This is a genomic window from Okeania sp. SIO2F4 (genome assembly GCF_010672385.1).
GTDB lineage: Bacteria > Cyanobacteriota > Cyanobacteriia > Cyanobacteriales > Microcoleaceae > Trichodesmium.
The window spans coordinates 38,152-59,388 of sequence record NZ_JAAHGT010000020.1; the positions used below are offsets into that span (position 1 = coordinate 38,152).

The 21,237-nt window shown below is 38.2% G+C and carries 12 protein-coding genes and 2 pseudogenes; 6 read left to right on the top strand and 8 right to left on the bottom strand.

Annotated elements, in window-relative coordinates; translation table 11 throughout:
• Window positions 1-850: 850 nt before the first annotated feature.
• On the bottom strand, window positions 851-2,071 hold the full coding sequence (chlP, locus tag F6K22_RS01885; RefSeq protein WP_293092659.1) for a geranylgeranyl reductase: 1,221 nt from the start codon (window positions 2,069-2,071) through the stop codon (window positions 851-853).
• A 1,520-nt stretch (window positions 2,072-3,591) separates the two neighbouring features.
• Complete coding sequence (locus F6K22_RS01890; protein WP_293092661.1) at window positions 3,592-3,756, bottom strand: hypothetical protein; 165 nt, start codon at window positions 3,754-3,756, stop codon at window positions 3,592-3,594.
• 41 nt (window positions 3,757-3,797) lie between these two features.
• On the opposite strand from F6K22_RS01890, the gene F6K22_RS01895 reads away from it, so the two are divergent.
• From F6K22_RS01895 to F6K22_RS01905, 3 genes and pseudogenes are all read left to right on the top strand, one after another.
• On the top strand, window positions 3,798-5,297 hold the full coding sequence (locus F6K22_RS01895) for a CheR family methyltransferase (RefSeq protein WP_293092663.1): 1,500 nt from the start codon (window positions 3,798-3,800) through the stop codon (window positions 5,295-5,297).
• A gap of 6 nt (window positions 5,298-5,303) precedes the next feature.
• On the top strand, window positions 5,304-5,546 hold the full coding sequence (locus F6K22_RS01900) for a hypothetical protein (RefSeq protein WP_293092665.1): 243 nt from the start codon (window positions 5,304-5,306) through the stop codon (window positions 5,544-5,546).
• 62 nt (window positions 5,547-5,608) lie between these two features.
• Window positions 5,609-6,265 (top strand): annotated as a pseudogene (locus F6K22_RS01905) (Uma2 family endonuclease).
• A 756-nt stretch (window positions 6,266-7,021) separates the two neighbouring features.
• On the opposite strand, the gene F6K22_RS01910 reads toward F6K22_RS01905, so the two are convergent.
• From F6K22_RS01910 to F6K22_RS01925, 4 genes and pseudogenes are all read right to left on the bottom strand, one after another.
• Window positions 7,022-8,449 carry a Ni/Fe hydrogenase subunit alpha gene (locus F6K22_RS01910; protein ID WP_293092667.1) on the bottom strand — a complete coding sequence of 476 codons (1,428 nt, stop codon included), beginning with the start codon at window positions 8,447-8,449 and terminating at the stop codon, window positions 7,022-7,024.
• Between the two features lie 908 nt (window positions 8,450-9,357).
• Window positions 9,358-9,729 carry a hypothetical protein gene (locus F6K22_RS01915; protein ID WP_293092669.1) on the bottom strand — a complete coding sequence of 124 codons (372 nt, stop codon included), beginning with the start codon at window positions 9,727-9,729 and terminating at the stop codon, window positions 9,358-9,360.
• A 297-nt stretch (window positions 9,730-10,026) separates the two neighbouring features.
• Window positions 10,027-10,578: an NADH-quinone oxidoreductase subunit B family protein gene (locus F6K22_RS01920; RefSeq protein WP_293092671.1), complete on the bottom strand. Its 552-nt coding sequence runs from the start codon at window positions 10,576-10,578 to the stop codon at window positions 10,027-10,029.
• A gap of 180 nt (window positions 10,579-10,758) precedes the next feature.
• Window positions 10,759-11,298: pseudogene (locus tag F6K22_RS01925) on the bottom strand (4Fe-4S binding protein); the annotation flags it as partial.
• Between the two features lie 19 nt (window positions 11,299-11,317).
• Here F6K22_RS01925 and F6K22_RS01930 point away from each other — a divergent pair.
• Both F6K22_RS01930 and F6K22_RS01935 read left to right on the top strand, forming a co-directional pair.
• Entirely contained in the window at window positions 11,318-12,298 is a 981-nt protein-coding gene (locus F6K22_RS01930) for a type ISP restriction/modification enzyme (protein WP_363272658.1), read from the top strand.
• A gap of 499 nt (window positions 12,299-12,797) precedes the next feature.
• A complete protein-coding gene (locus F6K22_RS01935) occupies window positions 12,798-13,784 on the top strand; it encodes a methyltransferase domain-containing protein (RefSeq protein ID WP_375340128.1) in 987 nt (328 codons plus the stop codon).
• 1,104 nt (window positions 13,785-14,888) lie between these two features.
• Here the strand turns inward: F6K22_RS01935 and adhE are convergent.
• On the bottom strand, window positions 14,889-17,546 hold the full coding sequence (gene adhE / locus F6K22_RS01940) for a bifunctional acetaldehyde-CoA/alcohol dehydrogenase (protein WP_293092675.1): 2,658 nt from the start codon (window positions 17,544-17,546) through the stop codon (window positions 14,889-14,891).
• 1,783 nt (window positions 17,547-19,329) lie between these two features.
• The gene (locus F6K22_RS01945) at window positions 19,330-19,935 is read right to left on the bottom strand and encodes a DUF3038 domain-containing protein (RefSeq protein WP_293092677.1); all 606 of its coding nucleotides are present in this window, start codon (window positions 19,933-19,935) and stop codon (window positions 19,330-19,332) included.
• 461 nt (window positions 19,936-20,396) lie between these two features.
• Between F6K22_RS01945 and F6K22_RS01950 the strand changes: the two genes are divergently transcribed.
• Window positions 20,397-20,909, top strand: coding sequence for an adenine phosphoribosyltransferase (locus tag F6K22_RS01950; protein WP_293092679.1), 513 nt, complete (start codon window positions 20,397-20,399; stop codon window positions 20,907-20,909).
• The last annotated feature ends 328 nt before the right edge of the window (window positions 20,910-21,237 follow it).

Below are 21,237 nucleotides of genomic sequence, written 5' to 3' on the forward strand. Positions count from 1 at the left end.
GCGCGATTCGAACGCGCGACCTAGCGCTTCAGATTTGTGTGAGTTTCCCCACTCTCTGGACTATCCCTTCACCATAGCTCTCATAGCTTTAGGTGGTGGCCTAACGCTTAAGGATAATTTTAATTACTCCTTAAAACTCTAGTCTCTGCACCTTCTTTACCCATAATCAGGTAAAGCTTGGCTCAAGATTACCTTATCTGTATAAAAGACTTAGGCTTCCTTGAGTTTGACCACATTCACTCACGGAGTTTCCTCACATGGTGCCCGATATTTCAGGAGGCGCTTGCTCTATCCATCTGAGCCACAGCCCCATTTATGGCTACAAGTCAGAAGTCAGAAGTCAGAAGTCAGAAGTAATCTCTGATTATATATCTTAACCTCTGCTTTGACTGCTATAACCTCTAGCTTACAGAGCTTACAAAAAAAGCATTAGCAGTTAAGAATGCTTTTTATTTGATATACTCCCGACGTTGCGCCTACGCGAAAACGAGGGATTCTTCAGCCTGAAAAATTTGGCTGCTGTTTATACAGAGATGATGCTCTACCCCTGTTTTGATAATAATATATCATATTCTGGCTTTCGACACTGAATTGAAAATTACAGCGCGGGACTTCTTGAGAGGAGTGTTAAATATGGTAAAATCCTACTATATACAGGATTTTAAGATTAATATGACTTACGCACCAGACCATATATATAGCGTTAAAAACCATAACGTTATAGTTTTTGAACTCTATATATAGTAGCTTTGCGTAAGTCCTGATTAATTTAATTAACTGTAGGGAGTTTGGAGAGCAAACCACCTACAGAATTAAAGCTAATAGCTGAATGCTAAAAGCTGATAGCTAATTAAGGAGCTAAAGCATGACCCCGGAGCATACTACCAATAGTTTTAGCAGTAATCTTCATTTGAACTAAAGGATTAGCAGGTACGACAGTTTTGTACAAATAACTATCAAAAGTTAATTTCTGTACATCCCGGTCAGCACACATTTCTACAAATGCCTCGCGAGTAGCATCAGAACGATAGAATACTGTCTGTAAAATATCCAATACTTTATAAGTCATGCCATATTTCTTATCCCACCGCTTCAGATAAAGTTTCAAATCTGCTTCAGTCGGGACAATAGCACCATTATTAGAAGTCTCAACAATAGTTTCAGCACACATCCGAGCAGACTTAGCTGCAAAATAGATACCTTCACCAGAAGACTTAGTAACAGTACCCGCAGCATCTCCTACTAGAGCAACTCTACCACGAACCCGATGGGGGCGAGGATGTTCGGGAATGGGGTGAGCTTCTACCTTGATAATTTCCCCACCTTCGAGGCGTTTAGCTGCACGAGCGCGAATACCTGCTTGTAACTGTTTAATTCTGGCCTGGTTAGGTTTCATTGTGCCAGTACCTACAGCAACGTGGTCATATTTGGGGAAGACCCAAGCGTAGAAGTCTGGGGAAACATCATCTCCCACATACATTTCTGCTAGGTCTTCATAATATGCCATGAGATGGTCAGGGAGACGAATACGCTCTTGGAAGGCGATCGCGTAATTATAATCTCCTGCATCAATAGCTTTAGCTACACGGGAGTTTGCCCCATCAGCTCCAATAACTAAATCCACTTTTAAGGTTTTGGCTGTTCCTTGAATATCTCCTTCTGAATGGTCAGAGTAATGGATAGTGTAGGGGTCTCTATCATTAGTAGGAAGATCCAGTTTATAAACTGTGCCATTAATTAGGTTAGCTCCTAGGGAAGCTGCTCGGTCTCTGAGGAAGCCGTCTAATACTTCCCGACGGCACATACCTATATATTCATCTTGTTTTTCTATATGGATATCTACCTCAACATTGGAGGGAGATATCATTTTCATTTTTCTCACCCGGCGATCGATAATTTCTGGTGGTAGCTCAAATTCACTAACCATGCAGAGGGGAATAGCTCCACCGCAAGGTTTGGCGTTATCTAGTTTACGTTCAAATAAATAAGTTTCAATGCCTGCTTTTACTAAGGTCTCGGCAGCAGAGGAACCCGCTGGACCAGAACCAACAACAGCAACCCTTAAAGTCAAAGGTCTTCTCCTTAATCTTTTTTCTATATACAAATTGGGATGGTATCACGGACTTAGGTCTCGTAGTTGATTTTGTCAGGGTATGTAAAGAAAATGCAACAGACTTTAATATTTTGATACTAAATTGGCAGGAGTCAGGAGACAGGAGACAGGAGACAGGAGTTAGGAGTTAGGAGTTAGGGGAGGTAGGATTCATTAATGGATAATGGATAATGGATAATGGATAATGGATAATTACAAGAAGGTTGAAACCGTTACGGAATTAAATACAAGGAAATACTGTTTCTTCTCTCTTGAGAGATTGGAGGCAAGCGAGGAGACCTCGCCATCCCATCCTTCGGAATGCTCCGCTTTCCGACCGCTTTTTTCCCCTATCCAAGGGGAGGCTGGTAAAGCTGAATTATTTAATTAATAATTAATAATTATTAATTATTCGGTAAGAATTGTCCCAAGATTGTTCTGCTTAACTCTTGCCTAAAATACTAACTTTTGGAGCGTTTCAGCCTGAAACAGGCGCATTTTCTTCGACAAAAAAAATGCTAAAGTCTTTATATATCAATCCTTTTAGATAGTTTCAGCTAGCTCTAATTACCTCTTATTTTTAAGAAGAGGATTGGTTCAAATGAAAACCTCTGTAACAGGACTTGCGCATAACCACCACATCTAGCAGGGGCATCTATGGGAATCACCCCTACAGATAGGGTATAATTCAAGATTTTGCGTAAGTCCTGTGTAATTCTAAATTCTAAATTCTAAATCAGAAATTGTGCATCTTTTCTGCTAAAGTACACTAAAAATTGGGTATTTATTTGGATATGCTCTGAATTTGAAGCTGAATATACGATTAATTTTTTAGAGGAGACAGGGAATTGAGAATTGAGAATTAGGAATTAGGAGGAATAAATATTGACAAATATTTGTCTGTTTTAAATCTAGAAAGATATGTACCAAACATCTCTATATTTACCAGATTTCAATTGTTTAAAGTCTTAGTGCTTTTAGATTTTAGTCACTATTTAGGGTTTGCTTATGGAAGTATGCATGGTTGAGGTAGGGAGTAGGGAGTAGGGGCATCTATGCGAATCGCCCGTACAGGAGTAGTGAAGAGTCAAGAGGAATAGGGATTCATTAATTGATAATTGATAATGGATAATTGATAATTACAAGAAGGTTAAAACCGTTACGGAATTGAAGATTGGGAAATATCATTTCTTCTCAAGGGGAGATTGGAGGCAAGCGAGGAAACCTCGCCATCCAAGGACCGCTTTTTTCCCCTATCCAAGGGGAGGCTTTAAACCACAATTATTTAATTAACAATTAATAATTAATAATTCGGTAAGAGAGGAGGTACTCGGAAAAATTATCCCTTGATTTTTCTGTCCAACTCTTACCTAAAATACTAACTTTTTGAGCCTTATCAGGCAAAAATATATTACTTTTGGCAACCTAAAAATGCTTTTACCATTAGAATGTCAATGCTTTTAGATTTAACCAGCAAGCCCTATTTAATTTCTTAATACTTATTTGACAAACAGTTTATAAGTGATAGGAAAAGAGTAGAAACATTTAAAAACTACACAAGTCATTCGTTTTGTGATTTTTTCAGCAAACCCCAAAGTAAAATTATAGTTTGCACCTCCTGTAAAACTTTCTTGGCGATCGCTAGTTTCATTCAATAAAGCCATCTAAGAACGAGAAAACCCACCAAAAAATCCAAACTAAAAGAATGAAACTACAGCCGGAAAAAAAGTTATTTGTAGTCGGTATAGCAATATTTACAGATAATTTTCAGCAGTTAGAAGAATTTTTTCTTAATCTGCCGGACAAGATAAATGCTGCATTTATAATATTACTCCACACTCAATCTCCTAATTTCATCATTCGATTGACTCAACTCCTAGAAGAAAAAACTCCCTCAAAAGTCTATACAATAGAAAATGAGACAGTTATTCTCTCCAATAGTTTCTATGTTCTGGCAGCCACAGAAGACAAATATCTACAGCTAGAAAATTGCATTCTACGTTTACTAGACAATCCTCCAGAGTCTGACACCCCCATCAATAGCTTTTTCAAGTCCCTAGCTCAAGAATGGGGAGAGCAAGTTGTTGCTATTCTCATTGCAGGTAATCAGAATGATGGCCAAGAAGGGTTGAGAGCCATTAACAAAGCTAATGGCATATCCCTAGCCCAAGCTTCAGAAACAGGCAACTTTACGAATGTGTCTACTAATGCCATTTCCTCGGAGTTAGTTGAGGAAATCTTATCTCCAAGAGAACTTGCTCAATTTGTGTATCAGATTGTGGAGTGGGGAAGAAATCCATTATTCTCTCAAGAGAATCAAAAAGGAGAATTATCATTAGTTATCCCTGAAGAACTACAAGAAATATTAAGTATCCTCTACAGAACTCAGGAAATAGATTTTTCTTATTACAAAACTTCTACTCTCAGCCGTCGCATTATTCATCGCTGCGCTCTGTCACGATACGGAAAGCTAGAAAATTATATTCATTACCTGACAAATTCTTCAGAGGAACAAAAAATACTTTGCCAAGATTTGCTGATCGGTGCTACCTCATTTTGGCGAGACCCTCCAGCATGGGAATATTTAAAGACAGAAATTTTTCCCCAAATCGTAAATAGGATTCAACAGGAAGAAAAACAACTGTGTATTTGGGTCTGTGCTTGTGCAACTGGAGAAGAAGCTTATTCAATGGCAATACTGGTTAATGAAGCTATACTGCAAACGAGTAAATCTCTCAATGTGAAAATTTTTGCCACTGACATAGATACTAATGCTCTAGAAACTGCTGCCAGGGGAATTTATCCAGAAAATATTGCCGCTCATGTGCCTCAAGAATACCTACAAAAATATTTTCATCATGAATTAAATAGTTATCAGGTAAAGCGATCGCTACGGGAAATACTAATATTTGCTCCTCACGACCTGACCAAAAATCCTGGTTTTTCCCAAAGTTCTTGTAATATTTCCTCTACTCCTACAGACTCGACTTTACCAATATCTAGTTTATCTCCAGAAATCTTAAGTTTTATGGGTAAAGATTTTTGCTCTGAACTCCACATAGCAGCTATTAGCTGTAACTCTCAGGAAGTCATTTCTTTATTAGAGCAAATTCCAGAGTCACACCAGCAAATCAAAGAAACTTTGCTCAAATTGGCTAATGAGTATTGGTTGGATATCATTGCAGAATTAGGAGAAGAGGAATAGGATGATGTGGAAGGAGCGCCAGAATTAATTCTGGAAATTGCTGTGAGTAGTGTTTCTCTTGATGTGGATGATCAGCTCAAACAGGACTTACGCAAAATATGGAATTATACGCCATCTGTAGGGGCGATTCCCATAGATGCCCCTACTAGATATGGCGCTTGGAGCGTAAGTCCTGTCAAAGTTTATTGTCAAAATCAAGTTCAAGAGTATTTAGTTTGGCGTTGGAGCCAAGTATTTAAAATTTATTAAAATGTAATTTATAAGGCGATGAGGCGAAAATTATGACAAGTAAATTGAAAAATAGAGTATTAATGTCAACAATTCCTACCCTAGAAAATGGCGATCGCCTAACTAGAATAGAATTTGAAAATCGTTACAGCAAGTCAAATATAAAAAAAGCAGAATTAATTGAGGGAATAGTTTATATGGCTTCTCCTTTACGAATTACAAAACATGGTAATCCTCATGCACGAATTATGACTTGGTTGGGCATTTATTGGTCAGCAACTCCAGGTATAGAACTTGGAGATAATTCTACTGTTCGTTTGGATGGAGATAATGAACCTCAACCAGATGCTTTGCTCAGAATTGAAAATGGTGGGCAGTCAATTATTAGTGAGGATGGGTATGTGGAAGGAGCGCCAGAATTAATAGTATAAATTGCTGCTAGTAGTGTTTCTCTTGATGTAAATGATAAGCTAAAAGTTTATCGTCGTAATCAAGTTCAAGAGTATTTAGTTTGGCGAGTTGAGGATGGAGAAATTGATTGGTTTCGGTTAAAATCAGGGGAATATATTCAGCTTCAACCTAATTCATAAGGCATAACTTATAGTGAAATTTTTCCAGGGTTATGGTTAGATAAAACTGCTTTATTAACAGGAAATTTAATGAAAGTTATTGAAGTAGTACAACTGGGGTTAGCTACAGTAGAACATCAAAATTTTGTGGATAATTTGGGCAGTTCATAAGGTGGAAAAATGTTTATTTATCTATAACTTATAGTTAAGCTGTTTTTGTCTATCAAAAGCGAGTCTATTTGTGTGGGTAAATTTGAGCAAATTAATACCTCTTCCCCGACCCCTCTCCTACAAGGAGAGGGGAGAAATATTCTCCCCCTTCCCTGGTAGGGAAGGGGGTTGGGGGGTTAGGTTTTTTTTCTGAAAATTTTAGTCTGACTCCAGTAGTCCAGTAGTGGATTGTTTCATCTTAAATGGTGCAATAGAAAAGTGTCTGGAGATTGCTATCCTTACGGACTGCTTCGCAAACACTGTCGTTTGCTATCGCAAAGCTGCGCTTTTCATGTCGCGGAGCGAAACGCAATGACAAATCTAATGCACTATTTTGAAACGGTCTAGTAGGGTGCGTATTTACGGCTAAAATTTAGACTGTGAAAGGGATTTAACAATCTGTCGTAACGCACCATATTAGATATGTCAGTTTACTACTAGACCGACACAGCTAAAACTGTAGATTAGGGGGTAGGGACGTTGCACAGGCAAAAATGCGTTTCATGTCGCGCAGCGTTAGCGGAGCTTTGCGTCAGCAAAACGTCCGTACGGTCGGAGGGGAGAAAGATGGTTGTTGGGTTACCCTGACGGGAAGCAAGCTACGTCCCTCAACTCAACCTACACTTATTGCACCATTTTAGATGTGTCAGTTTACTACCTTTATCTAATAGCTATTTGCGCAGCATTCTGTAGAAAATGCTGATTTCTAAAAGCTATTTAATTCCGATAAACTTCATCTAAAACTGTGCCATTTGCTGAAATTAATTGAATATGTAATGGCATTTGACCTGCTGCATGAGTAGAACAACTAAGGCAAGGATCGAAAGCGCGAATACCAGCTTCAACTCTGTTTAACATTCCTTCTGGAATTTGATTATTGTGAATATAATGTTTGGCTATTTGAGTGACAGTTTGATTCATTGCCAAATTATTTTGACCAGTAGCAATAATCATATTTACTTTCTGAATAATGCCATTTTCATCTACTTTATAATGATGGAATAAAGTACCCCTTGGCGCTTCACTAACTCCCACTCCTTCTAAACAGTTAATACCAGCAGTAGCACGGGTGCGTGGAGAAACAATATCTGGGTCATCTATCAATTGTTCAATTCTTTCTAAACAAGCAATAATTTCTACCAAACGAGCATAATGATAGAAGAAAGAAGAAGTCGGAACACCACCTGCACGGTCTCGAAATTCTTTTAATTCTCGGTCTGCTTTTTCTGTACCAATTTGCGAACAAACGTTCAAGCGAGCAAGAGGTCCGACTCGATAAATACCATTAGGATAACCCATTGGTTTGTAGTAGGGGAATTTCAAATAAGACCAACTTTCTACTGCTTCTCCTAAAAATTCCTGATAATTATCTTCACTTAAATTATCGGCAACAATATTACCTTCACTATCAGTAAACCGTAATTTTCCGCCGTAATGTTCCCAATCACCATTTGCCCCAACTAACCCCATAAATAATGATGGAAACTTACCAAAAACTTCGGCTTCAGTCTTCAATTGTTCGTCTAATAAATATTTAAACAAATTGAGAGCAATATTAGCAGTTTCAAAAGATTCTGGCAGACGATTTTTTATCCATTCTCGCCCTTCTTCAGAGAGGGGAGTTCGTACACCACCAGGCACCGCCCAAGCCGCATGAATTTTTTTAGCTCCTAACAATTCAATCACAGTTTGACCGAACTGTCGGAGTCGAATTCCTGCCCTTGCTAAATTAGGACTTTCTGCCATTAACCCAAAGACATTTCGTTTAGCAGGGTCGCTATCCCAACCTAATAGAAAATCAGGACTACTAAGATGGAAAAAACTTAAAGCATGAGACTGAGTTAACTGCCCTAAATTCATCATTCGGCGTAATTTTTCTCCGGCGGTAGGAACTTGCACTGCGAGAATTTTATCTCCTGTTTTTGCAGATGCTAATAAATGACTGACAGGGCAAATTCCACAAATTCTTGCTGTTATTCCTGCCATTTCGGTAAAGGGTCGTCCTTCACAGAATTTTTCAAAGCCGCGATATTCTACGACATGAAATCGACAGTCGGATACTTCTCCAGCATCGTCTAATATAACGGATATTTTGCCATGACCTTCGATTCTAGTTACGGGGTCTATGACTACTGTTTTAGACATAGTTTATTTTCTCCTTAGTTTAATAAAATTATGATTTTTGCTGATTAAAGAAGCGGTAATTTCAGTTATCAGTTATCAGAAATCAGTAAGACTTTCTTTTAGTTACGAGAAGGGTATTTTAAGCAAAACGAAAAAAGCTGATAGCTGATGAAATTTTTACTGATTAAGTTTAGAGATAAATTTCATAAATGTAAGAATTTAACTATTAGCAGTAACTTTTAATTCTCTCTCAATTTCTCATTCTAAACTGCTTTTATTTCCTCCAAAATCAATAGCTAATAGCTGACTGCTAAATGCTTACCCTAATATGATGTCCGGATTGAGTTATAAAAAAGTTTTTGTTTGTAGTAGGGCTTTAGCCCATAATATCGTGTCCGCTCCGCCTGAATACTTATACTTTGCTGGAAGGAAGACAGAAAGCAGAAAAGTTTCTTTCAATTGTAATTTTATTTTATACAGGCTCCGATGCTACCATACATGATATGAAATATCTATCTTATTGCTCAAGCCCTACTACAAGCTTTAATTATAACTATTTAACCAGACATGATATAAGACCTTCTTTAATTATAATTACAAACGCGAGCTTTTCCCCAATATTGTTGAGAATTCCAGACACCTAAACCTGCTTATCTAGCAGAATTTTTAGCATTTAAGTAAGCACTTTTTGAACTAGGGCAAGTATCATCTAAATGTTTACAGAAAAGAGAAGCTTTTCCTTCACGAACCAGTTGTAAATTAAGAGAAGTATTATCTTTAAATACCTCTGGAACTATCCGTTGACAACTACTTTTTCCTGTATCAATAACTGATAATATTGTACCTCTAGGAATTAATGTTTCAAGTCTACTTTTGGTAGTCTCAAAAAACGAACTATCTCCATAATCAAGACTATCAATACAAGCAAGTTATAGCCGACATAACTTTGACTTTCCTTCCCAATAAATTCGACATTGTGACATAGTAACTTCTAAAGTATCTCCATCAATAATCTGAGAAATTATTGCCTGTTGAGTAGCTAAAGACTGGGGAATATTTAATAGAGATAATTTTATTAAAATTCCACAGGATATGAAAGCTAAAATTAGATGAATTTTTTGTCTTTTCATCAGCTTTTCTTGGTTACTTATTAGTAGTAGACTGACACAACTAAAACTGTGCAATAGATTTTTGTTTCTAGGTGTCTTTTTCTCCCCACACTCCCCACACTTCCCACCCTCCCCACACTCCCCATCTAACGCACCACTTAAGCTAGTAGGTTGGGTTAAGCGACAGCGCAACCCAACAGAAATATGTATACCAATCCTAAATCTTATGTAAAAATACAGGCATTAGATAAAAAGTTTAAAATTATTACTTTTGTTACTTGTTACCTTCTGGAGTTGTTGCATTTTTGCCTGGTATTTTTTACACAACTACGCCGAGAATTAATAATACCAAATCCGGTTATAAAAAGTACCTTTTTGAAATTTATCTCTAACCCTTCTGCCTTACCCTTATTATAAGGCTGCCATGTAAACCGGATTTAGTATAATATATTTGTTGGGTTTCGTTTCCTTAACCAAACCTACTCAATTTCACCCAAACTTAATCATTTCTCGACCTTCCATTTTTGGCTTTTCACCCTTTAATAAAGGTTCTAAAGTTGCTTTAATTCGATCGGCAGGAGGCGGACATCCAGGCATAAAAATATCCACAGGTACTACTTCATGCACAGGCAAAACTTTGTCAAGTAATTCTGGTACAATTCCAGGCGCGTTTGGTAATTGCTTATTTTTATCTGCCAATTCTAAATAACCTCGTTCTAAAACAGGTTTTGTACCACCTAACATATTTCGCATAGCTGGCACATTTGCAGTAACAGCACAATCTCCAAAAGAAATTAACGTCTTAGTCTTTTTCCTCACCTCAATAATTATTTCTAAATTATCTTGATTGGCAACGCCTCCTTCCACTAAACAAACATCAACATTTTCTGGATATTCTTTAATATCACTTCCAACCGGACTATAAACAACCTCAACATGATTTGCCAATTCAAACAACCATTCATCCAAGTCGAGAAACGACATATGACAACCAGAACATCCAGCTAACCAAACTGTGGCAAATTTTATTTTATTTGACATAATTAATACCTTGAATTAGGGAGTAGGGAGTAGGGAGTAGGGAGTAGGGAGTAGGGAATAGGGAGTTTTATAAATTCAGTCTCTAACTATAAATTAGGGAATAGAGAGTAGGGAGTAGGGAGCAGTTAATAGTGCTAAATCAATAACTGTTAACTGATAACTGATAACTGATAACTGTATTCACCTCGTCCATTGTTTATTTTCTCTCGCATTGACCAAAAATTCTAATTTCGAGCGATCGCGTTTCATCTCAGCTACCGTTGCACCCTTACGGAAAATTGCCCCAGTAGGACAAGCATCCACACATTTACCGCAGGAAGTACAAGTATCCACCTCTCCCCAAGGTTGATTTAAACCAGAAACAATAAAACAATCAGCACCACGACTCCCCACATCCCAAACGTGGGCACCTTCTATTTCATCACAAACCCGCACACAGCGAGTACACAAAATACAACGATTATGATCTATCCCAAACTGCTTGTGAGATAAATCCATTCCTCGCTCTGGAAAACGATAAGCAAACCGACTATGATCCATCCCCACCTCGATCGCTATATTTTGCAACTCACAGTTTTCATTAGCAACACAAACCGCACAAACATGATTCCCCTCAGAAAATATTAACTCCACCAACATTCGCCGATATTCTTGCAACTTCGGAGTCTGAGTCTCTATTTCCATTCCCTCCGCAACCTCGGTCACGCAAGCAGGTAATAATGCTACTTATAATGAACAAGTGAGAAAATGGCAGGGTTGTCAAGACAAATCTGTTAAAGTCGATGATTTTGTCATTTATGATGATACTAAAATTAGCTGGTCTGGAGATTTGAAAGACCATTTAAAGCGGGGGATTGTCGTAGAATACGATCAGAATAATATTAGACAGTCTCTTTATCGTCCTTTTACTAAATCTTGCCTTTATTTTGATGCTCACTTAAATAATCGTCGTTATCAATTTCCCTACATATTCCCTACCCCGGACACTGAGAAAGAGAATCGGGTGATTTGTTTAAGTGGAGTCGGTAGTAGTAAGCCTTTTCATAGTCTGATGACTTCACAAATACCTTGCTTAGATATTTTAGAAAAAACCCAATGTTTCCCCTTCTACAGCTACAACGAAGACGGAACCAACCGCCAAGAAAATATCACCAAGTGGAGCTTAGACACCTTTCGCCAAAAATACCAAGACGAGGCGATCGCTAAATGGGATATCTTCTATTATATCTACGCCGTTTTACATCATCCCACCTATCGAGAAAAATACGCCGATAACCTGAAACGAGAATTACCCCGCATCCCCTACGCTCCCGACTTTCAGCGATTTGCCAATGCCGGAAAACGCCTCGCCGAAATTCACATCAACTATGAACAACAACCCGAATATCCCTTAAAATTTATCGAGAATGAAGAAGTTCCCTTAAATTGGCGAGTCGAAAAAATGAAACTCAGCAAAGACAAAACCCAATTAATTTATAACGACTTTCTCACCTTAGCCAATATTCCGCCAAAAGTCTTTGAGTATCGTCTCGGTAATCGTTCCGCTTTAGATTGGATTATCGATCGCTACCAAGTAAAAGTAGACAAACGCAGTGACATTGAAAATGACCCCAACCGCTTAAACGACGAACAATATATTGTCCGATTAATTCGTCAAGTAATTACAGTTAGTTTAGAAACTGTAAATATTGTCAATAACTTACCGTCCCTAAAGGAGTAGGGGAGCGGGGGAGTAGCTAAAACTGTAGGTTGGGTTGAACGACAGTGAAACCCAACAAAACTCTACTATTGTTTGGTTTCGTTTCCATGCTTTGCTTTGCTTTGCAACGCTAACGCTAACGCTAAAGCTAAAGCTAACGCTAACGCTAACGCAACCCTAACGGGAACAACCCAACCTACATCTACTAAAATGGTGCATTAGGAAGTAGGGTAGGGACGTTGCACCGGCAAAAATGCGAACGTCCGTACGGGAGTAGGGGAGAAAGATTTTTGTTGGGTTTCGTTCCTCAACCCAACCTACATCTAAAATTGTGGGTTAGGAGCGAGCAACCTTGGAGACCTCTCCCCCCTCTCCTGCGAGGAGAGGGGAGTTTTCTCCCCCTTCCCTTGCAGGGAAGGGGGTTGGGGGGTTAGGTTTCTTAACTCACATTTTAACGATAAAATTTTGAAAATCTAATATAATACCAATAAACTTGTAAATAAACACCATGATTTCTCCAATGTACCTATATTACACCCTTGGATTTCTACTTTTACTATCAGTAATAGGCATTGTGCTTTACCTGAAAAATCCTCGCAGTTATCAATCATCAGAAACTGTAGCCAATTCCTACGATGAATGGACTGAAGACGGTATCGTCGAATTTTACTGGGGCGAACACATTCATTTAGGTCATTATGGCTCGCCACCACAGAAGAAAAATTTCTTGACAGCAAAATCTGACTTTGTGCATGAAATGGTTAAATGGGGCGGCGTCGATAAGTTACCCCGTGGTACTACTGTTTTAGACGTAGGTTGTGGAATTGGTGGTAGTAGCCGTATTTTAGCCAAAGACTACGGATTTAATGTTACGGGTATTACCATTAGTCCTAAACAAGTACAACGCGCACAGGAGTTAACCCCAGAAGGAGTTGATGCTAAATTTAAGGTAGATGATGCTTTGGCACTCTCTTTCCCAGATAATAGTTTTGATGTAGTTTGGTCTATTGAAGCAGGACCTCATATGCCAGATAAAGCTAAATATGCTCAAGAAATGATACGGGTATTAAAGCCTGGTGGAATATTGGTTGTAGCTGACTGGAATCAGCGAGACGATCGCCAAAAACCACTCAATTTTTGGGAAAAACCTGTAATGCGTCAATTATTAGAGCAGTGGTCTCATCCTGCTTTTTCTAGTATCGAAGGCTTTTCGGAACTAATAGCAGAAACTGGATTAGTAGAAGGGGAAGTAATAACCGCAGATTGGACGCCAGAAACTCTTCCTTCTTGGTTTGATTCTATTTGGCAAGGTGTAATTAGACCTCAAGGAATGATTCTCTCTGGTTTATCAGGGATAATTAAGTCTATACGAGAAGTACCCACTTTGCTACTAATGCGTCTTGCATTTGGGAGTGGTCTTTGTCGCTTTGGAATGTTCCGTGCAGTCAAAACTAATTCAGTTTTAAAATCAGCCGATAATATTCAAACTGAAGTAGTTAAAATGTAATCTAATACCATTTCTCAAGGCAAATGCTACAAGATAGAAAGCTAGAAATTTATTTTTATGCTTGAGCTTATTCAATCATATGATATACCTATTTATATCATTTCCCCCTTTTTTTATTCCTTATTTCTTGGCTATACTATTTTTTACAAATAGTTATCAAATTGGGATAAAATCTGTTTAATTAACCCAAAAAAAGCTACTCCTTCTTAGTGAGCGATCGCGCAGATTATTATGCGCGATTAATTATCTTCTATGTGCATAAAAAAAACAGAGACTTTAATGCTGCTGTCAACGAGCAAAAACTATGTGAATCAGTAGCTTGAATTCCAAGGGATTAGAAGATAAGTTACAGACAATAGTCAGTGGTCTTCAGTGAAGCAGGAAGCTAGCTCCAAAACCCTCATGGGTAAGTTTGGGTAAGTTTAGTAGAACCGTGTGTTTAGCTAGCGCACAACTTCGTTTGGCTAGCGCAAAGCGGAAAAAAGTGAACCGTAACGCACCATTTTTTTTGATATAGAATCTGGTTGAACAGTAGTCATTGCGACGCCAGGAAGGAATCTCCGCCCATCCCTGAGATTGCTTCCTTCCACGGAGTGACCGTCGCTGCGGACTTGGCTATACTAATTATCCGGATTTTATATGAGGGTGTGACAGTAGTCATTGCGACGCCAGGAAGCAATCTCCGCCCATCCCTGAGATTGCTTCCTTCCACGGAGTGACCGTCGCTGCGGACTTGGCTATACTAATTATCCGGATTTTATATGAGGGTGTGACAGTAGTCATTGCGACACCAGGAAGCAATCTCCGCCCATCCCTGAGATTGCTTCCTTCCACGGAGTGACCGTCGCTGCGGACTTGGCTATACTAATTATCCGGATTTTATATGAGGGTGTGGGTGACATTCAAAAGTAGGGACGGGTTTAGCCAAAAGCCTTGACATTTCCCCATAAATTCAATCAACCCGCCCCCATTCATTGTCCGTGCATGAAACAGGGGGCGGGTTTAGGAAAATCTTTGACATCAGCAGGATGTTCTCCTCAAAACCCGCCCCTACAGATTGGCAGGTAATGGGTGAGGTAATTATCAATTATCAATTATCAATTATCAATTAATGACCCCTATTTTCTCCTGAGTCCTTAGTCCTGACCCCTGATTCCCATTACCATTACTATTTAATTCTCCACCATAATAAGCATTAGTTAACAACTGCTTAATATCATTAATCAAAGGATAACGAGGGTTGGAACCCGTACATTGGTCATCAAAAGCTTGGTCTGCTAAATCATCCAACTTGGCAAAAAATTCTGCCTCACTCACTGAAACCGCATCCTTTATTCCCTTGGGAATACCTACTTTACTCTTCAATTCTTCAATAGCAGCAATTAACAAATCTACCTTTTCATCCTCAGTTTCTCCACCAAGTTCCAAATAATCAGCAATTTGAGAATAACGCCATTTAGCATTAGGATATCTATACTGAGAGAAAGTAGCTTGTTTGAATGGCGCATCGGTAGCGTTGTAACGAATAATATGAGAAATCATCAACGCATTTGCCAAACCGTGGGGAACATGAAAAATAGCTCCTAACTGGTGAGCAATGGAATGGCAAATACCCAAAAAACTGTTAGCAAAAGCCATACCTGCAATAGTTGCAGCGTAGTGCATTTTTTCTCGTGCTTTGGGGTCTTTAGCACCATTGTCATAAGCAGAAGGCAGATATTTAAAAATTAATCCAATAGCTTTCAAAGCCAGACCATTAGTATATTCGGAAGCTAAAACAGAAACATAAGCTTCCACTGCATGAGTCAAAGCATCTATTCCACCAAAAGCAGTCAAACCTTTTGGCATATTTAACACCAACTCCGGATCGACTATTGCCATACTAGGAGTCAAAGCATAATCTGCCAGAGGATACTTAATATTATTCTGGCGGTCAGTCACCACAGCAAAAGGCGTAACTTCTGAACCTGTACCGGAAGTTGTAGGTACTGCCACCAAAATAGCCTTCTCTCCCAAAGGTGGTAACTCATAAACCCGTTTGCGGATATCCATAAACCGCATTGCCAAACCTTCAAACTCAATTTCTGGATGCTCGTACATCAACCACATAATTTTGGCAGCATCCATAGGCGAACCACCACCAATAGCAATAATCACATCAGGATTAAACTTTCGCATCATATCCAAACCCCGGTTAACAGTATCCAGGGAAGGATCGGGTTCCACATCATAAAAGATGTCATATTTAACCCCAAGTTCATCCAGCACATTTTCTAAACCGCGAGTCATCCCAAGTTCGTATATGGGTTTATCAGTGACAACAAACGCCCGTTGTTTACCTGCCAACTCTCGCATGGCAGTAGGTAAAGCTCCATATTTAAAGTAAATTTTGGGGGGAACGCGGAACCACAACATATTTTCTCGACGTTCTGCCACTGTTTTAATATTGAGCAGATGGTGAGGTTCAACGTTTTCACTAACGGAGTTACCCCCCCAAGTTCCACAACCAAGAGTTAGGGAAGGGTCAAGGCGGAAATTATAGATATCGCCGATCGCTCCTTGGGAAGAAGGGGTATTAATCAAAACTCTGGCTGTTTCGACTGTATCTTCAAATCGTTTAATATGATCTGTATTAGCAGGGGAAGTATATAGAGCTGCCGTATGTCCGCGTCCGCCAAATTCGACTAAACTTTCTGCTTTGTCTACAGCTTCCTCAAAGCTACTTGCATGATACATTGCCAAAATGGGAGAGAGTTTTTCATGGGCAAAGGGTTCTTGTTTATTGACATCTTCCACTTCACCAATAATTACTCTGGTTTTTTCTGGGATGGAGAAACCTGCCATTTCGGCAATTTTTTGCACTGGTTGACCGACAATTTCTGCATTCAACCGTCCGTTGACAATAATTTTGCTGCGCAGTTTGTCTTTTTCTTCTGGAGTTAAGAAGTGAGCACCTCGGTCGATAAATTCTTGTCTGACTGTATCATAAACACTATCAACCACAACGACTGATTGTTCGCTAGCGCAAATCATCCCATTATCAAAGGTTTTACTAAGGATAATTGAAGAGACTGCCATTTTAATATCGGCAGTTTCATCAATCAAAGCTGGAGTATTACCAGCACCAACTCCTAGAGATGGATGACCGGAGGAGTAAGCAGCTTTAACCATTCCCGGTCCACCAGTAGCTAGAATGAGTTTAATATCTGGATGTTGCATCAGTTGTTGAGATAGGGGAAGTGTTGGTTCATCTATCCAACCGATAATTTGTTCTGGTGCCCCTGCTGCAACTGCTGCTTCGAGAACTACTCTAGCTGCTTCGCAGGTACATTTTTTGGCTCTGGGGTGAGGAGAAAATATAATTGCGTTACGAGTTTTGAGACTTATTAATGATTTAAAAATTGCTGTTGAGGTAGGATTAGTTGTGGGAACTATTCCGGCAAGAATTCCTACTGGTTCGGCAATTTTTTGAAAGCCAAAAGATTTGTCTTCTGCGATAACTCCACAGGTTTTTTCGCCTTTATATTTGTTATAGATTATTTCTGAGGCAAAGTGATTTTTAATTACTTTGTCTTCTACTAATCCCATGCCTGTTTCTGTTGCTGCCATTTTTGCTAGGGGAATTCTAGCTGCGTTGGCTGCTAGGGCTGCTTTTTTGAATATGTAGTCTACTTGTTCTTGAGTATAAGTGGCGTATTTTTCTTGGGCTAGTTTGACTTTCTGTATGAGCTCTTCTAGTTCATGCTCGTTTGTTACTTTCATATTATCTTCTTGCCCTAATGAATGACTTTTTCTAGGTATGACTTGATACCTATTTAGATTATAATTCCATTCTTTATCTTATGAGGTTAATTGTAAGTTGATTAAATCAACTTTTTGTATTGTTTTGAAATATTTTTTGATTTTTATGTTTAGTGAATTTTAAATCAGTATTAAGTTTAATTTTCTTAAGTTTAAATCAGTATATAATTGAAATTTTATATGATGTTTTTTTTGAATAGCGGTCAGGTTTTAGCACTCAGCATTTACCTCAAAAAGGCAACAGGAAATAGAGTTATACCAAATCTCAAAAGTTTTGCTACATCTGACAAAAAATCAGGTCTATAGGCTCCCCTTGGATAGGGGATGAAAAAAATCAACTTTAGTATTTCAAGCCTCTGGCTTCAGCGGTCAGTACTGTTAACGCAGTTCCTCCCCCTGTAGGCTAACTGAAATGATTGAGTGGGAGAGCGCTTGAGCAGGGGAGTGGGGCAGAGATAAAAATAGTAATAATATACATTTACTAACTGATAATTGTCAAAAACATTATTGAATTTTACTGATTACTTAATCGTTGAAGTCTTGGTGAAGTCTGGCATTATTTTTGGTAATTGGCATTGGAGATAATTTTTCCAAATTCCCTTTCGATGGGAAAATTTAGTAGGATAGATAGTTAATTATACTTGAAAGTAATTATTACCATATTAGATTTTTTAAGTCAACACTAGAAAGCTATTTCATAAATAAAAGTTGTCTAAAATAGAGATTATGTTTTAAATTTTAAATAAAAAGAATCAAATTCGGCGGAAAATTTTGCTTTCTATTTCTACGAGCTTGCGTTTTTTCAGGCATTTGGTATCATATATAAACAATGATATAGTGCTATTTTTATGACTAATTTTCAAAATGCTTAGGAGATAATAGCCTTAAACCATAGTAGAGTCGTTGATGAAGTGGCTAAAAAATAGTAACTGGGTAAGGAGCGATCGCCTAGATGGCTAACTAATTTTCAAACTGATAATTTGTCTGGTTTGACAGAATCAAAATTTAGTGGTAATAGGGGTTGATTTAACTATTCAGGGGTCGGGAGTATCAGGAAAACTATAGCTGAAGTCAGAACTCAGAGGCTATTTCATTCTTGGTTAATTATCACAAATTTTTTGACTACGGATTAAAATCCGTCGAGTTGTTTCCATCCAGCAGTTAAAAGCGAGTGCCTAATTCTGGGGTCTCCCCAGAATGAATGAATGTAAGACGCACCGAAGACACTGGCACTTTTCCCACTTACCGAAATTTTACGATGATCTGAAATAATCGCTCTGAGTTATTAATAGTTTCAAAGTTTTTAGTCGATACAATCTTAATTTGAAATTTTGACTTCCTTCACCAAATTCCCCAAAATAATGCAAGACCTTGCTCAAGACTTCAGTTATTAAGTAATAAGTAAGCTTGAGCAATGTTTTTAACGATTCATTGCATTAGCCATCTCCGGAAAAGAGGGAACAGGGAACACTTAACAGGGAACACTTAACAGGGAGAAAGAATTGATAATTTTTGCGTATGGGATTGATTTTATTTTTGATTATCACGCCCATGTCTATTAAGCTGATTGACTACCTATTCGGTTGAACTCTACTTTCTAACTTCCTACTCTCCTACTCTAAAGAATATTTAGCAATACTTTTGAGATTTGCTATAAATTTTATAGCATAGAGTGATGATGAACTTAAACTAGAAAATATCTTTCCCATACCACTTTTGCCTATTACCTCTTGCCTGTTATATATTACAAAACTTCTCCATCAAACAGACTAATCCAAAACCGCTGCATACCGGTCGTACCAGTACAGAATAGCAACTTACCCAATAACTCTAACCCTAGTTGATTTAACTTTTCCTCCGAATTGTAGGCCATTACACCAGAACGCCTAGGGTTCATACGACTGCGAAAGTGCGCTCTAAACTGTTCTAAATAAAAGGATAATTGTAAATGACTTTCTATTGGTAACTGTTTTTGGCTTAACTGCTGATAGTCAAACAAAAGTTTCCGAATTGGGACAGTTAAACGTTTGGCCAAGTGACAAGCAATAATTACTAGGGCCTTCGCTTCACTTAATGTCAAGGGACGGCGTTGACTGTTTTGACGTAGAGGATTTGTACTACGCAGTCGCCACAAAGAAACACGATTAGGAATAATCTCTTCTAGTTCCAAGTCTTTGACAACCTTCAGCATCACTTCAGCTCCTCCAAGCTGCAAAGCTTCAATTGCCAAAAGCATTAAATCGATTTGTGTTCTACTTCTTCGAGGACACCCGCCATCAGGGAGAGGCATATCTGGTAAATTATTCAATATCAATGGTTTAGATGGACTGGGGGAAGTTTTTAATTCCATTACTTCGTTGTTAAAATTACCTTAATTACCTACCATTTCTGCTTTATTACGATAACACTTCTATTAACTTTGTTTGGAGAATTTGAACAAAGTTTCGATTACTCTTTATGATATTTTCAGCACTACCAAATTTTTTACCATTGAGAAATTACAAGAATTGGTCCAAATATGTTAATGAAGTCATTAAGTCAGATAGGGGAACTGTCTCCTTGGCGAGGTACAGAGGTTGTTTTTGTAAAGGGTATTTAGCCCGCCCTCCAAAAACATTTCGCCTTAATAAGGCATGATAATGATATCAAATCCTGTAATCGGTACAATTCAAGATTTTAGGCGTTTGGTGACCAAACACCTACCTTGACTTGGAATTTTTGCCTCTTGAATGAATCTCCCAACTCCAAAGTAATCGGATTTGATATTACCCAATTATTTTGTTATTTTGATAAATTTTGATTTTAATCCCAATGGAACTAAAAAATTTAATCCGCGAAATCCCAAATTTTCCTAAATCGGGAATTCTCTTCCGAGATATTACTACCCTTCTGAGCAACCCAGATGGTTTACATTATACTATTGACATTTTGACAGAAAAATGCTCAGAATTTAAACCAGATTATGTAGTGGGCATGGAATCTCGGGGATTTATTTTTGGTGTACCTTTAGCTTATCAGTTGAATGTAGGGTTTATACCAGTTCGCAAACCAGGAAAGCTACCCGCAGAAGTCTACTCAGTTGTTTATGATTTAGAGTATGGCCAAGATAGTTTAGAGATGCACCAAGATGCAATGCCACCAGGTAGTCGAGTTTTAGTAATTGACGATCTGTTGGCAACTGGTGGGACTGCGGAAGCTACAGCTCAATTAATTGAAAAAGCAAATTGTAATTTAGTAGGTTTTGGTTTTGTGATTGAGTTAAAAGACTTAGGTGGGCGTCAAAAATTGCCAAAAGTGCCAATTATTAGCTTAATTGAATACTAATTAGAGAGGGAACAGAGAACAGGGATTCATTAATGGATAATGGATAATTGCGAACTTGATAATTACAAGAAGGTTAAAACCGCTCGGGAATTGAATATAAGGAATATTGTCTTTGTTTTCCCCTATCCAAGGGGAGGTTTCAAGGCGCGAATTATTTAATTATTAATTATTAATTTTTCGGTAAATTAGGATATATAATTAATTTTACACAGGAATTTGGTATAGTAAACGTTCTCAAGAAATATAGTCATATATTTGGAATGAATATTTATAATTCATATATAGTTAACTTATATAAAATACCAAAAATTTTGCCAATATTACGAAT

Excerpts from the sequence above, each read along its gene's own strand:
- F6K22_RS01910 (WP_293092667.1), bottom strand. The coding sequence starts at position 8,449 with ATGTCTAAAACAGTAGTCATAGACCCCGTAACTAGAATCGAAGGTCAT.
- F6K22_RS01890 (WP_293092661.1), bottom strand. The coding sequence starts at position 3,756 with ATGGCTTTATTGAATGAAACTAGCGATCGCCAAGAAAGTTTTACAGGA.
- adhE (WP_293092675.1), bottom strand. The coding sequence starts at position 17,546 with ATGAAAGTAACAAACGAGCATGAACTAGAAGAGCTCATACAGAAAGTC.
- F6K22_RS01920 (WP_293092671.1), bottom strand. The coding sequence starts at position 10,578 with ATGTCAAATAAAATAAAATTTGCCACAGTTTGGTTAGCTGGATGTTCT.
- F6K22_RS01950 (WP_293092679.1), top strand. The coding sequence starts at position 20,397 with ATGGAACTAAAAAATTTAATCCGCGAAATCCCAAATTTTCCTAAATCG.
- F6K22_RS01945 (WP_293092677.1), bottom strand. The coding sequence starts at position 19,935 with ATGGAATTAAAAACTTCCCCCAGTCCATCTAAACCATTGATATTGAAT.
- F6K22_RS01895 (WP_293092663.1), top strand. The coding sequence starts at position 3,798 with ATGAAACTACAGCCGGAAAAAAAGTTATTTGTAGTCGGTATAGCAATA.
- F6K22_RS01935 (WP_375340128.1), top strand. The coding sequence starts at position 12,798 with ATGTACCTATATTACACCCTTGGATTTCTACTTTTACTATCAGTAATA.